Source organism: Mesorhizobium sp. STM 4661 (assembly GCF_000359125.1).
Lineage (GTDB): Bacteria > Pseudomonadota > Alphaproteobacteria > Rhizobiales > Rhizobiaceae > Mesorhizobium.
Map to the genome: position 1 here is coordinate 16,415 of NZ_CAAF010000027.1, position 12,834 is coordinate 29,248.

Consider the following 12,834-nt stretch of genomic DNA (forward strand, 5'->3'; position numbering starts at 1 on the left):
CGACGAAATGGACATCCGGGCCTTGTGGAATCGAGAGGTTAGAGGCCTCAGGCGGCTTCAAAGCTATCCTGGAGCCAGCCAGAGGTTCATGACCCTCCAAGATCTCGGCATCACTGACGATTATTTTTTTATCGCGCTGGAAGGCGGGCGACGCGGAATCCTATCGGAATTGCTTGAGCGAAGGCAGAACGTCCACTGGCTGCTTAACTTGACAGTGGCATCGAGGAGACGACCGCTGTGGGAGGGGCTTTTACGCATATCCGAAGCCTTACGCCTTTTACATGACGGCGGCACGATCCACCGGACGCTTTCCTCGGCTTCAATTTTCGTTGGCCCTGACGGCAGCAACGACTTTCGATTGAGTGGTTTCGAATGGTCGCTGCGAATTGCAGGTAACGACGGTGCTTCAGCAAATCCGGCCAAGCAACGCGTCGCGAGGCCACCGGAACTTGAGCGCGGTCCTGGTGAGTTCTCGACAGCCACCGATTGGTTCGACTTCGGACTACTAGCTGCAGAGATGTTTGGTGCGCCGGTCAGAACTGTAAGAAAACTCAGTGCGCTCAAAAAAGCGATTACCGATCTCCCAACTCTGCGAGAGCGAGAAAAGACGCTTCTCCTGTCGTTACTTGAGGAAGAAGCAGATCGCCGTTTGGTGGATGGTGAGTCCGTGGAGCGGGCCATCCGCGATATTGTTGTCGGCCTAGAAGCTGTTGCATCCGCGTCCAGCAATCCAATTGTTGTTGCGGTGCGCTTAGGACCCCTTACGGACCTGTCTCGCGCCATAGAGCGTATCGCGGGAGACCAGGCCCGCGCCGACGCCGTCGAGAATCAAAGAAAATGGATCGAAAATGACTTACGGGGTGATATCCGCGTGATCGCTCGGAGCTACCCGAGGCGTCGATTTATCCTGAAAGGCTCGAAGCTTGAGTATCGAGTATCTCAGTGGGATTTGCCTCAGGGGGGCGCAACTTGGGATGTAGGATATTGCGATTCAGTTGAAGAATATCCGAAGTCTTTCCAAGGGGACGACATTCTTAACACTGGTGAACGAAAATTACAGATTCGTCTATACCCCCACGTACGCAACAACATTAACTCGATCCGGGACAAAAGTCTTCCTTGGGATAAGGCATTTCCGCCTAGGGTGGTTGACGCAACCGTAGAACCACACCTTCAAGATGTCCACGATTTCTTCAGGGTCACCCAGCAGATAGACACTCTTTTGATTGCTGCTCAGATTTGCCCCGTTCGAGTGATAGAAGTCGATACGATGGGGGGCATCACCTATATCTCGGTGACCCCCGTCAAGGAAGTCGAACGTAATGAGCTGTGTACGTTCCTCAAGCTTTCGCCGCCTGCCGATCAAGTTGCAGACTGGTTTGGCTTGGGTGCGGAAGAAATTTCAGATGATGACGAACAAGAGCCGAGCAGAGATACCTACTATCTTCTTGATAGAAGGACGATCTCGCGTGACCCGCAGGGGGCCGTTCAATGGTCATTTGACCGCAGAGAGATGAATTCTGGAGGCCCCCGCTACCATTTTGTTACGGAGCAAGGCGCCGTAACACGTGCTGGTGCAACACTCTACTTGGCTCGGAACTTCGGTGGAACCATTGCGCAGATTCGGAGGCGTCACAAAGCCATTGAAGATTTGCGCCAGCACACTTCGTTGTTGCGACTAATCGCGGACCCCTACATTGCGAGCAGGCGCGGGTTAGACCGGGCACCGGCAGGAAGAGCAGCAATCGATCTTGACGAATCGAAAAGAAAAACAATCGAGCAACTTTGGCAGGTTTATCCATCCTTTGCAGTCCAAGGGCCGCCGGGGACTGGCAAGACAACTCTAATCCAAGCGTTCTCTGATCGCCTGCTTACTGACGACCCAACGGCGCAGGTTCTTCTTACGGCCCATTCTCATCACACCGTTGACGATGTGCTCCAGAAGACTTCAAAGCTTTTCAATGAGCTGCCCCCAAACAGTCGCCCAATCCTTCTCAGGCTGGGCGCCCGGCAAGGGTCTGATTTCGATATTGATGCCACGACCAACGTCATTTTGGATTCCCTCGCGGCTAGTGAAATGGCGCAGGCCGCGCCAGGGTTTCTTAAGGAGAAGCTGGCGGAGGCCATATCGTCTCCGGATGAACACATGAGCCCAAGCGTTGAACGGAAGGCAATGCAACTGCTCATCCAAGATGCGGCGAATCTAACGTTTGCCACGTCCAACGCGCCTGACTTAGCCGAGCTTTCCAACAGGGGGCGGCGGTTTGATTGGTCTGTAATTGAAGAAGCGGGCAAGGCGCATGGCTTCGATATGGCGGCGGCGTTGCAGGCAAGCCATCGCATTTTGCTGATTGGAGATCACCATCAGCTCCCTCCCTACAACGCAGAGACATTTGAGGACCTCTTAGGGGAACCTCTTCGAGTACAAAAGGCTGTGCAATTGGGTGCTCAGTTCGCTCCCGGACTGGTTGACCCCGCTCTCGTCGATGAGGATCCTAGCAAAGATAGCTTTGCCGACCGCTGCACCAAGTGGAGATCAATGGTTCGCTTTTTCGGCCGCTTCTTCGAGCAAAGCATGGGAGAAGGCATAGGATTAGACGGGCCAGCCTCCACGCTGACCGATCAGCACAGGATGCATCCAGACATCGCGGACTTGGTGGGCCGAATATTTTATCCAGATGACAGCGGCACTCTCCTGAAAACTCCTGACGAGGCGAAGGTGAAATTTGAAGGCCTACCTCCATACGACATAACCGGCTCTTCTTGGATGCCGGAGGCGCGGATAATTTGGCGTGACGTTCCATGGATACAGAAGGAAAAGTTTTCAGTCGGCGAGCAAACGGGACTTTTTGTTTCGGACAGCGAAGCCGAAGCGGTTGTTGACACTCTTCAACAGTTTCGGCCGCGCGGAAGCCAAAAGTGTCACATCCAGATTTTGTCGCCATACAACGATCAGTTGAAGCTTATCCGAAAAAAGATCGAGGCTGCGAGGGGGGCTGGGACACTTGACTGGATGTTCCAATCGCCTTTCGATCTTACGGTCGACAAACGGCTTGGTGCGACGGTTGATGAATTCCAAGGAAGTGAGGCTGATATTGTCATAGTAAGTCTCGTGCGGAACAATGCGTTGGTTCCGTGGAAGAGCCTTGGGTTTCTTAAGCAAGAGACGAGAATGAACGTTTTGCTTAGTAGGGCAAAACAGAAGCTTGTAATTGTAGGAAGCTGGGATTTTTTTTCGAGCAGATGCAACGATTTCACCCCAGAAGAGGCTGATTACGCCTACATCGGACGAATGATGGCGTTCATGGAGAGAGCGCAGGTAAATAGAACGTTGGTTCGGACAGGAGGCCACTCGTGACCTCGCTCTACGTTCCAGTCTTCCGCGTTGCGGTGAACTATGTGGTGAATTTTGGCCGGCGGTGGAGTGTTCTTGAGCAGATGTTGCTGCTCGAATTGGCTTCTGGGCGACACTCTGTGCGTGAGTTAGCCCGAAAATCTCTGGTTCCGGACCGTCTTGTCGTGGAGGGCTTGATCAATCTAATGCGGGTGGGTTGGATTGAAGTTCGATCCACATCAGCAGGGAATTTTTTCACGGCTACCACAGCCGGCAAAAGACGGGCCGCCGACGAAAGTCTGCCTTCCCAGCTACAGCGCGGCGGGCGTTGGATATCGCTATGTTTTGATCGATTGTCGGGAAGCTGGCTTAGAGCAGACGATCTTGATCTGGTGTATGAAAAAGACCTGCCGGAGAACGCAAACCTCCTTGAGCCGATTGAACAAAATTACGATCCGAACGACGCGACCATTCGCGATCTTCTATATTTAGGCGTTGACGAGGATCTGGAGGACGAAGAGCCGAAGTTACGGACACCGTCCAGGCCCTACGCTCGGATTTATCTTGACATGGGGGAGCTCACAGGTCTCCCCGACTACGCCCCTATGCGTCTCAGGGAAAAGCTACGCGCACAACTCATTAAACTTGGGGCCGTCCCAACGAAGCGGGCCGCCAAGATCAGCACCGGCATGGGCGAGGGGGTCGGGCGTGCGTCCTTGGATTCAAGTAACTTTATCGTTGGTGGGGAGGAACACTTTGAATTTATTCAGAGTGCTCTGAGATCTACAAAATCATACATTGCGTTCCACTCTTGCTTCGTTCATCCAGAGACAGTCAAAAGACTTCTGCCATCACTTTCAGAGGCGGCTAGGCGCGGCGTAAAAGTTGATCTGTTGTGGGGATTGCGCGTAGACGCTGAAGACCCGAAGCCTGCTGCCCCCATCGGGGAAGTGCAACAGTTGCTTGCAATGCTGCCCCAATCTGCAAACCAACGTATACAGCTATCTCCAAATTCATCAGGTTCTCACGCCAAGATCATCATCTTTGACGACAAAGATCTCGGCTGGACTACCGTCGTGGGGTCCTGCAACTATTTGTCTTCATGGTACAGCGCCAAGGACGTGTCGCTTCGGACCACCTCGCGAGTAGTTGGGCGCGAGGTGGTGGGTCAACTCATCAGCGCCCAGGTTCCCTCAGCGGGGAGTTGGCCCGCTGTAGCTAGAAGACTGCGCAGTGTTTGGCAGGCAATTCGCAGTTTCGATCCGCAAACAGAGGCAGGCGAGTACTCTATTGAACTCTTGGTTGACGAGGACCATTACGCGTGCATTACGCGAGCGCGGGATGAGGCCAAGTCCCGAATATTGATTGGGTGTGATCTCTTCGGCTTGGCAGCCGAAACCTCGGTGGTGGTTCCGATGGAGGTTGCGGCTCGAGACGGTTGCCGAGTAGAACTCATGTACAATCGGCCCAGCAAGACTATGACAGAGCAGGGCCGGGCACCCAGTGTGAACGAACTTGCCGCACGCGGCTTGGAATTGCACCGCGATCCGTCACTGCACGGCAAGTTCCTTATCGTTGATAACGACACCGTGGCGGTGACGAGCTTCAACTGGCTCTCCACTTCGGTTTCCGGCGCCCGATCGCGCGGCGCCGAGCTTGGTTTGCACGTACGAGGGCCGGGGGTTGGCTCGTGGTTGGCAGAGAAGTTGACTGCTGAGCAAAGCGCCGGATCAGAACGGGCTCCCTAAACAATTCGGGATCCCACTTCGTGGCACGGTCTATATGCAGACGCGCGGTGCCGTCAATGCGCTCGGGTTTGACCCGGAGGCAGATCGAAGTGGGGCCGAATGGTTCAAGCGTTCAGCGGGTGGCGGAGAGGTGGTTGCGGGGGCGCGCTGCAGACCCAAAGACCGGCCATCCCGTGGACATTGCTCCCGAGGAAGCGGAATCCGCGTACGGGCTTTGGCGCATCTGGCGCCCTGCAGTAGTTGCGGCGCCGACGGCACGCGCGACCACAAGGCTCGTCCGGGACGATTTCGGCTTGTGCCCACAGGTGCGCCACCGCGTCGGCCTTATAGATCGAGTTCCAATGGACGATCGCCGCGCTGAGGAGGTTTCAAGCCCGACGCCCGGTATTGCTGGGCCTCATGCCGCCAGCGTCTCGAACAACTGCGCGGCGGTCGACTCGACCTGCTGCGCGAGCAACTTCACCCTGCGGTTGCTGAAGGCCAGCGCGTAACTGGGCATGCTCGCCCCCCTCGCGCGAGCGAGCCGAGATCCGGGGTGAATGCCGCACTCGCTAAGCGATGGAAGGGCGGAAGCTGACCGGCAGGCGCTGCGGGCAGCGAATGACGTAAGAAGGCATGTAGACGACGTCCTCCGCGGCGATGGTCAGCGCCAGATCCTCCAGTCGCCCGAACAGCGCGGGGAAGGCGCAGCGCAATTCCAGGCGCGCCAGCGCAGCGCCCAGGCAGGCATGCGGCCCCTCGCCGAACGACAGGTGCGGGTTGTGCCGCCGGGTGACATCGAACCTGTGGGCGCCGGGACCGAAGGCCTTTTCGTCCCGGTTCGCCGCATGGAACGCCATCAGGACGGCATCGCCGCGGCGGACCATGCATCCGTCGATCTCCACGTCCTGGGTGGCATAGCGGAACGGCAGATTGGCCGCTGAGCTGCCCCAGCGCAGGATCTCCTCGATCGCCTGTGACCACGGAACTTGGCCGCTGCGCACCAGGTGCAGTTGCTGCGGATGCGTCAGCAATGCCAGCACGCCATTGCCGATGACGCCGGCGGTGGTCACGAAGCCCGCAGAGAGCACCATGAACAGCATGTCGATGAGCTCGGTGTCGGAAACGAGCTCGCCTTTGTCACGCGCGACGATCAGGGCCGAAGCCAGATCATCGCCGAGCTGGCCCCGCTTGAGCGCGATCAGGCGACGGAAGAACTCCGGGATGCGCTGCCGCGTCTGTCGCACCTCTTCGGCTGTGGCGGAGGTGTTGGCCAGGCTGTAGGTGAGCGCGACGATCTCTTCGCGCTGTTCGTCCGGCAAACCGAACAGTTCGGCGATCACGTTGGTGGGCAGCGGAGCGGCGAACTCGCACATCAGATCGGCACTGCCGCCGCGCTGCGCCATCTCGGCCAGGAGTCGATCGACGCATTGTTCGACCCGTGGCGCCAGCAAGGCGATACGACTGGGCGCGAAGCTGCTGGACAGCAGGCCGCGCAAGCGCCGGTGATCGGCGCCGTGCGCCGTGGTCATATTGTCCACTTTGCATATCCCGATCAGCGGATGATCCTCGGGAATCTCGCCGTCCTGCAGCGCCCGCCACTGTCGCCAGTCCTTGTTGAAACGCTGGTCGGAAAGCATCTGCCTGAGCGTCTGGTGACGGGCTGCCGCCCAGGTCACCACATCGCCTGGCAGCGACACTCGCGCCATCCCCCCCTGCCGCAGAATCGCAGAAGAAAGACGATCAAGTTGCGTGGGAGCGGCCGGCACACCGATCAGTCGCAATGATCGTTTTCTACGCGCATGCCAACAACTCCTTAAGAACCATCGCGGGTCCACTTCTCGGCACGGATGATCCGCGCGCGGACTTCGAAAAGTGCCCCCCCCAGTGTGTTTCGTCCTCAGAAGCGGTAGGTGAGACCTGCGCCTATCAACCAGGGATCGAGCTTGGCCTTGCCCGTGAGCTTGGCGCCGGCGACAGTGACGTCGAAGTCGGGCTTGAGGAAAAGCTTCTTCACGTCGAAGTTGACGCCCCAGTGCTCGTCCACCATGTAGTCGAATCCGACCTGCAGCGCGCCGCCGAATGTGTTCTTGACCTTGAGATCATCGGCGCTGCCGGCTTGCTGATGATAGAAGATCGTATAGTTCACGCCGGCGCCGAGATAGGGTTTGAAGGCGTCGAAATCGGTAAAATGATACTGCAATGTCACCGTTGGCGGCAGCAGCCAAACCTTGCCGACCTTGCCAAGCCCGCCGATCGCACCTTGGCCGTCGATGTTGGCATAGGTGGTGCCGAGTATGAGTTCGGCGGCGATGTTGTCCGTGAAGAAGTACGAAATATCGAGTTCCGGCGTCACGGTGTTCGAATAGGAAAGACCAGAGCCGGGTACCGCATTGACGTAGCCCGAATCCTCGGTAATCACCCCCAACGCCCTCAGGCGGATCTGCCAGGGGCTTGGCGCTTCCGCGACCCGGGCTTCTGCCTGCGGGACGCTCGCGGCTTGATGAACATCTGCCGCGCTGGCCTGTCCCGCAACGATGAGGACGACAGCCGCTGTCATTGCCCGCGCCACGCCAATTCGCGCTCTCGCCATACTTTTCTCTCCTTGATCTTCAGAAGCGACGCACTGCGCCTTGATTGAATCCTGCTCGCATCAATCGAGATTGACGGAGCGCTCATGCGGGATAGGCCCCGCATGAGTCGTGCCAAATGAGAAAATCGTTGGAGAACAATGCGGTCACTTCGATAGCGCTGTGTCTCATGTCCGACTTCGTCGAAGATCCGACAATGAGTGCAGCCGTAGCCGCCCCTGATAGCCGTTCGTCAACATCGGCCGGCAGTTCGTTGACACGCTCGTACTCGGCTTCGAGTTTTGGCGTATTCTGCGTTCAGCGCCTTGATCGTCGCCTGCTGCTCGGTCGTCAGGCCGGGGGACGTTCCAGCCAGTTCGCGCAGTCCGTGGGCGCGTCCGTAAGGCGTCTCGACCGCGACCGATATGGGCGGGAAATCCTTTGACAGCATGCGCCAGCCGCCATCCGATCGGGCCATGTAGCGGATCGCGTTCAAGACCTCGCGCAGGTCCGTCACCACGCGCCGCCCGGTCTTGGCCGCGCCCGGCAGGAACGGTTGTATCCGCGACCATTCCTCATGCGTCAGATCGGAGGGGATAGCGCTTGGTCTTCTTCTCGATATCGGCCATCCGGCCACGCGTCGCTCGGGCCCACATCCCAAGCTTGAAACACGATTAATCCCGCCAATTCGCTGCCGCCCTGCAGCAGGCCCCTCTCCGGGCGGCAATTAATCCTGCTTCGGTTTGAAATTCGCTACGAGAGCACGATATCGTTGTGACGACCGACCTGGATTGATCATCAAGTGGCCGATACCGCCGTAGAATGCGACGAAAAGGCGCGTGGCCGTTCTGAACCTCCGGGCCGGCCGCCGCGCAATCGTGCGGTGATGAAGCACTCCGATGTCCTTGGTGGGCTCGATTACCTGGCGGCGGACTATCACCGGCAGGATTTCTCCAAGCATATCCACAACGAGTATCTGATCGGGCTGATCGAGCGAGGTGTCCATGATGTCTGGTGCCGAGGTGAGATTTGGCACGCCGGTAGCGGCACCGTCGCGACCTTCGCGCCCGGCGAACCGCATTTCGGGGGTGCTGGTGACGATCTCGGCTGGAGCCAGAAGATCTTCTACATGCCCGAAGGCCTTGTCCGGCAAGTCCTTGAGGACAGCGGCCAAAACGAACCCGGAACGATCGACTTCAAAAGCCCGTTCCAGGAGAATGCCCCAGTTGCACACGGCCTCAGCGCGTTTTGGCGCCTGCTTGAACATGGGCATAGCTCGGCACTGGAGATCGAGGAGTATCTGATCCGTTTCCTGCCCCACGTCTTCGCAGAGGCCGGCGGATCGCGCGTTGCAGGGCCAAAATTCGTGCCGCCGAGGATCCGCGACGTATGTGACTTCATCCATGCCCACTTTGACGAAGTTCTGCAGCTCGCCGCCCTGGCCGCCCTCGCCGGATGCTGCAAGGCGACGCTGATCGATGGCTTCAAGGCGCATTTCGGGTTGCCCCCCACCCGTTACCTGATCCAGGTCCGCATCGACGAGGCGCGACGGCTGCTGAGGCGAGGCCAGCACGTCGCCGATGTCGCCGTCGCGGTCGGGTTCGCGGACCAGAGCCACCTGACCCGGCACTTCAAGGCGGTGCTGGGGGTGACGCCGGCGCGTTACCTCTCGGTTTGAATATCGTTCAATAAAGCGCGCGGCGAACCGTCTAGCTTGGACGCTCAATGGATGAAAAGAGCGTCAAGACCATGAACGAAAGCAAGCAGACCCGCCCCCGCGGCTTCACCAGCGACAACATCGCCGGCGTCTCCCCCGAGGTGATCGCAGCCATCACCGCATGCGCGTCGGGTCAGGCGCTTCCCTACGGCAACGATGAGCTGACGCATACCGTCGAGCACCAGCTCGCCGAGGTGTTCGAGCATGCGGTCGACGTGTTCCTCGTTTCGACGGGGTCGGCGGCGAACGCGCTGGCGCTCGCGGCGATTACGCCGCCTTGGGGCAGCATCCTCTCGCACGCCGACGCACACATCAACCGCGACGAGTGCGGCGCGCCGGAGTTCTACACCGCCGGTGCGAAGTTGGTGCAGCTTCCAGGCGAGGCTGGCAAAATCGACATCGACGCCTTGGCGGCCAATGCAACGCGCATGGTGGGCGATATCCACTCGGTCCAGCCCTCCAGCGTCAGCATCACGCAGGCGACCGAGATGGGATCGGTCTACGCGCTCGACGAGATCAAGGCCATCAGCCATATCTGCCGGTCAGCGAAGCTGGCGCTCCACATGGACGGTGCTCGCTTCGCCAACGCCCTCGTCACTCTGCGCTGCTCGCCGGCCGAGATGACGTGGAAGGCCGGCGTCGACCTTGTGTCGTTTGGCGCCACGAAGAATGGAACGTTTGGGGTCGATGCGGTCGTCTCGTTCCGCGGAGATCTCGCGAGCACGATAGCCTTTCGCCGCAAGCGGGCCGGCCAGTTGAGTTCCAAGATGCGCTTCATGGCGGCGCAAATGGACGGTTATCTGAGGGACGGTGTCTGGCTTCGCAACGCGACCCATGCCAATGCGATGGCATCGGCGCTCGCGCGGGGGTTGGCCCTGGTGCCAGACGTGAAAATCCAGCAGCGTCCCGAGGCCAATATCCTGTTCTGCCGACTTCCCACGCCCCTGATCCGGGGGCTGCTCGACATGGGATTCCGCTTCTACCATGATCGCTGGCAGCCCGGGATCGTGCGGTTCGTCACCTCTTTCGCGACGACCGAGGCCGACGTGTCCGACCTGATCGGCGCGGCAACCAGCCTCTGCGCACCGGTCGGCTCGGCTCGTGTTCCGGCTGGCGCCGAATGAGTGTGGCGACCGTCGAGCGCTCTCGCCGCCCGTCACGGATGTCCTCTTTGCTCGACTGCATTGATGATCCGAGCGTTCTGGCCGCACGAGCATCTCAGGCTGTATCTTTTGTCTCAGGCCCTTTTAGACCTGCGACTTCATCTGACCTCGGCAAGGCGGCTTCACCGTGCGGTCACGAAGTAACCAGGTTGATTTGCAGGCCCCCTATCTGCGCAATTCACCGCAAGTCATCGGTATCCTGTTGCTTGTAATATTTATTTTGCAATTTTTTATCATATTTTTGATGAAAAATGCTGTTCACTCGTCCGAGTTACTTAAAAGAGTGAGTCGGATCTGCGCGGGGTGGCAGCATCAATCGGGATTTTGACCACTAGCAGGAGAAAATATGCCTTCCATATCTACGCGCCGCGCCAACGCAACGGACGCAGGGACGGTCGTCCGTTTTATTCACGCGCTACTCGATGAACTCACTGGCGGGAAAGCGCCCACGCCCGACGACGTGAGACAAAGCGCGGAGATAATGCTTGCCGACGCTGGCGTGGTCGCAGTGATCGCAACTGCAGATGACGAGCCGGTCGGCATCATGGTGCTGAATGAATGCACGGCGATCTATGCAGGAGGTAAGTTCGGCCATATTTCGGAGCTGTATGTTCGACCCGAAAAGCGTTCCAAAGGGATTGCCCCTCATCTGCTTGAGGTCGCCTCGCGGGAAGGCCGTGCGCGTGGTTGGAAGCGACTTGAGCTTGCAGCGCCCAGGCAACCAAAATGGAAGCGCACGCTCGATTTCTATCTGCGCAACGGCTTCGAGGAACTCGGCCCTCGGCTCTTTCGGATTATCTAGACTAGAGAGTTTGCTATGGGCCGATGAAAGCAACCTGCACGATCTCAGCGGATTGAGGTCCGGCGTGGTCGCTGGCTGCCGCTGCAATCGTACCAGCATCGTCATCGCAAATGTGTGCCTCGGATAATGCAGGGGTTCCCGTCACGCCGGCCGCCCGGAACGCATCGGCAAAAACCGCCGTCAATCGGGTCACGCTAACGACGTTTCCTTAAGTGTTGAGGAACAGAGCCGAGGGCGGCAATTTTGCCAACCTACGGGGGCGCTGCATAGACGACCGCACCTGAGTTGCCCCCCGGTTACGCTGCGTATAGCCGAATGGCGGATCATTCCTATGAGGGTAGTTATATGAAATTGAAAGCGAAAGTCTTTGGTGGAGCGGCAGCGTTGCTCACTGCCTGGCCGGCGATGGCCAGCGACGCGGTGGTGAGCGAACCGGCGCCCTACAAGCCCAATTTCTCTTTCGTCAGCGGCGTCGGCGTCATCGACATCGAGGCCAACGAGCTGGTCTATCGGGGTCCCGGCAGCGGCACCAAGCAGAGCCACCTTATCTGGGAAAGCACCTCTCCGGTCATTTCAGCCGAGATGACGGCGCGCAGCGAGGCCGGCTGGACCGCCAAGCTTTCCGGCCAGATCGCCTTCAGCGGCGACAGCTACATGGAAGACTATGACTGGAAGCCGAAATTCTCCGCCAATGATAGCTGGAACGACTGGAGCGACCGTTCGCGCTTTTCCGAGACCGATCTTGATCACTTCTATTCGGCAACCGTGGCGCTCGGCCACGACTTCCAGGTCAGCGACCAACTGCTGATCAACGTCAACGGTGGCTTCAAGTACACCTCGGTCAAGTGGACTGCCTATGGCGGCTCCTACGTCTCCAGCTATCAGGGCTTCCGGGATTCGGTTGGCGACTGGCCAGGAGGCGCAAAGGTCATCAGCTACCAGCAGAAATTGCCGGTCGCCTTCGCCGGCATCGATGCGACCTATGTCCAGGACCGCTGGAACTTCGGCTTTGCGCTGAAGGGCGGCATGACCTTTTCGGTCGGCGCTACCGATCATCACTGGTTGCGTGACCTGCGCTTCGAGCAGGATTTCGAATCGGCGCCGGTTCTGATGGTCGGCGGCAGCGTCGGCTACCAGTACAACGAGCGGACCAGCTTCTTCGTCTCCGGTTCCTACGAAAAGATGTTCACCGCTCGCGGCGACTCCAACTACTATGACATTGCGACCGGCGCGGAGACTGGCGGCCACTACGACTCGTTTGGCGGCGATTTTGCCGCGGCGACGGTGATGGTCGGCATCAAGACCTCGTTCTGATTGAACGAGTTCGACCGGAACGCCAAACCGATGTCCGCACGGCGCAGAAATCTGACGCGCCCGCGCGCCTGACGGCGCGTGCCGGGTGCTCGTGAACCGAGCCCGCTTTTTCTTCGCCAGGCTCAGGCGGTCTCGGCCATCCGGCTTCGCCCCCTGGCGCGGGCAGCCTGTCGGCTGCTGACGGTCGCCGCCCTGTCGGCCGGCGCG

General features: G+C 58.9%; 10 protein-coding genes and 1 pseudogene. 6 read left to right on the plus strand and 5 right to left on the minus strand.

Annotated elements, in window-relative coordinates; all coding sequences use genetic code 11:
- Positions 1-88: 88 nt before the first annotated feature.
- Both MESS4_RS08255 and MESS4_RS08260 read left to right on the plus strand, forming a co-directional pair.
- Positions 89-3,358: an AAA domain-containing protein gene (locus MESS4_RS08255; protein WP_244441076.1), complete on the plus strand. Its 3,270-nt coding sequence runs from the start codon at positions 89-91 to the stop codon at positions 3,356-3,358.
- Positions 3,355-5,082, plus strand: a complete 1,728-nt coding sequence (locus MESS4_RS08260; protein WP_006328783.1) for a phospholipase D-like domain-containing protein — start codon at positions 3,355-3,357, stop codon at positions 5,080-5,082. The genes MESS4_RS08255 and MESS4_RS08260 overlap by 4 nt, the downstream gene beginning before the upstream one ends.
- 400 nt (positions 5,083-5,482) lie before the next feature.
- On the opposite strand, the pseudogene MESS4_RS33340 reads toward MESS4_RS08260, so the two are convergent.
- From MESS4_RS33340 to MESS4_RS31875, 4 genes and pseudogenes are all read right to left on the minus strand, one after another.
- Positions 5,483-5,563, minus strand: a pseudogene (locus MESS4_RS33340) (monooxygenase); the annotation flags it as partial.
- Between the two features lie 70 nt (positions 5,564-5,633).
- Positions 5,634-6,845, minus strand: coding sequence for a cytochrome P450 (locus tag MESS4_RS08265; protein WP_244441077.1), 1,212 nt, complete (start codon positions 6,843-6,845; stop codon positions 5,634-5,636).
- A gap of 116 nt (positions 6,846-6,961) precedes the next feature.
- Positions 6,962-7,654: an OmpW family protein gene (locus MESS4_RS08270; protein ID WP_006328785.1), complete on the minus strand. Its 693-nt coding sequence runs from the start codon at positions 7,652-7,654 to the stop codon at positions 6,962-6,964.
- A 230-nt stretch (positions 7,655-7,884) separates the two neighbouring features.
- Positions 7,885-8,268, minus strand: a complete 384-nt coding sequence (locus MESS4_RS31875) for a transposase (protein ID WP_157385531.1) — start codon at positions 8,266-8,268, stop codon at positions 7,885-7,887.
- 165 nt (positions 8,269-8,433) lie between these two features.
- Here MESS4_RS31875 and MESS4_RS08275 point away from each other — a divergent pair, with 165 nt between their 5' ends.
- The 3 genes from MESS4_RS08275 (at position 8,434) to MESS4_RS08285 (ending at position 11,313) form a co-directional block, all read left to right on the plus strand.
- Positions 8,434-9,309 (plus strand): AraC family transcriptional regulator, encoded by an 876-nt coding sequence (locus MESS4_RS08275; RefSeq protein ID WP_006328787.1) that lies wholly within the window; start codon positions 8,434-8,436, stop codon positions 9,307-9,309.
- A 47-nt stretch (positions 9,310-9,356) separates the two neighbouring features.
- The gene (locus MESS4_RS08280) at positions 9,357-10,472 is read left to right on the plus strand and encodes a low specificity L-threonine aldolase (protein ID WP_006328788.1); all 1,116 of its coding nucleotides are present in this window, start codon (positions 9,357-9,359) and stop codon (positions 10,470-10,472) included.
- A gap of 385 nt (positions 10,473-10,857) precedes the next feature.
- Complete coding sequence (locus MESS4_RS08285) at positions 10,858-11,313, plus strand: GNAT family N-acetyltransferase (RefSeq protein ID WP_006328793.1); 456 nt, start codon at positions 10,858-10,860, stop codon at positions 11,311-11,313.
- Between the two features lie 13 nt (positions 11,314-11,326).
- Here the strand turns inward: MESS4_RS08285 and MESS4_RS33010 are convergent, their stop codons facing one another.
- Positions 11,327-11,506 carry a hypothetical protein gene (locus MESS4_RS33010; protein ID WP_006328798.1) on the minus strand — a complete coding sequence of 60 codons (180 nt, stop codon included), beginning with the start codon at positions 11,504-11,506 and terminating at the stop codon, positions 11,327-11,329.
- A gap of 152 nt (positions 11,507-11,658) precedes the next feature.
- Between MESS4_RS33010 and MESS4_RS08290 the strand changes: the two genes are divergently transcribed.
- Entirely contained in the window at positions 11,659-12,627 is a 969-nt protein-coding gene (locus MESS4_RS08290; RefSeq protein WP_006328799.1) for an omptin family outer membrane protease, read from the plus strand.
- The last annotated feature ends 207 nt before the right edge of the window (positions 12,628-12,834 follow it).

Bases quoted from the DNA above. Each gene is read 5' to 3' on its own strand.
- MESS4_RS08255 (WP_244441076.1), top strand. From the start codon at position 89: ATGACCCTCCAAGATCTCGGCATCACTGACGATTATTTTTTTATCGCG.
- MESS4_RS08270 (WP_006328785.1), bottom strand. From the start codon at position 7,654: ATGGCGAGAGCGCGAATTGGCGTGGCGCGGGCAATGACAGCGGCTGTC.
- MESS4_RS08280 (WP_006328788.1), top strand. From the start codon at position 9,357: ATGGATGAAAAGAGCGTCAAGACCATGAACGAAAGCAAGCAGACCCGC.
- MESS4_RS08285 (WP_006328793.1), top strand. From the start codon at position 10,858: ATGCCTTCCATATCTACGCGCCGCGCCAACGCAACGGACGCAGGGACG.
- MESS4_RS08290 (WP_006328799.1), top strand. From the start codon at position 11,659: ATGAAATTGAAAGCGAAAGTCTTTGGTGGAGCGGCAGCGTTGCTCACT.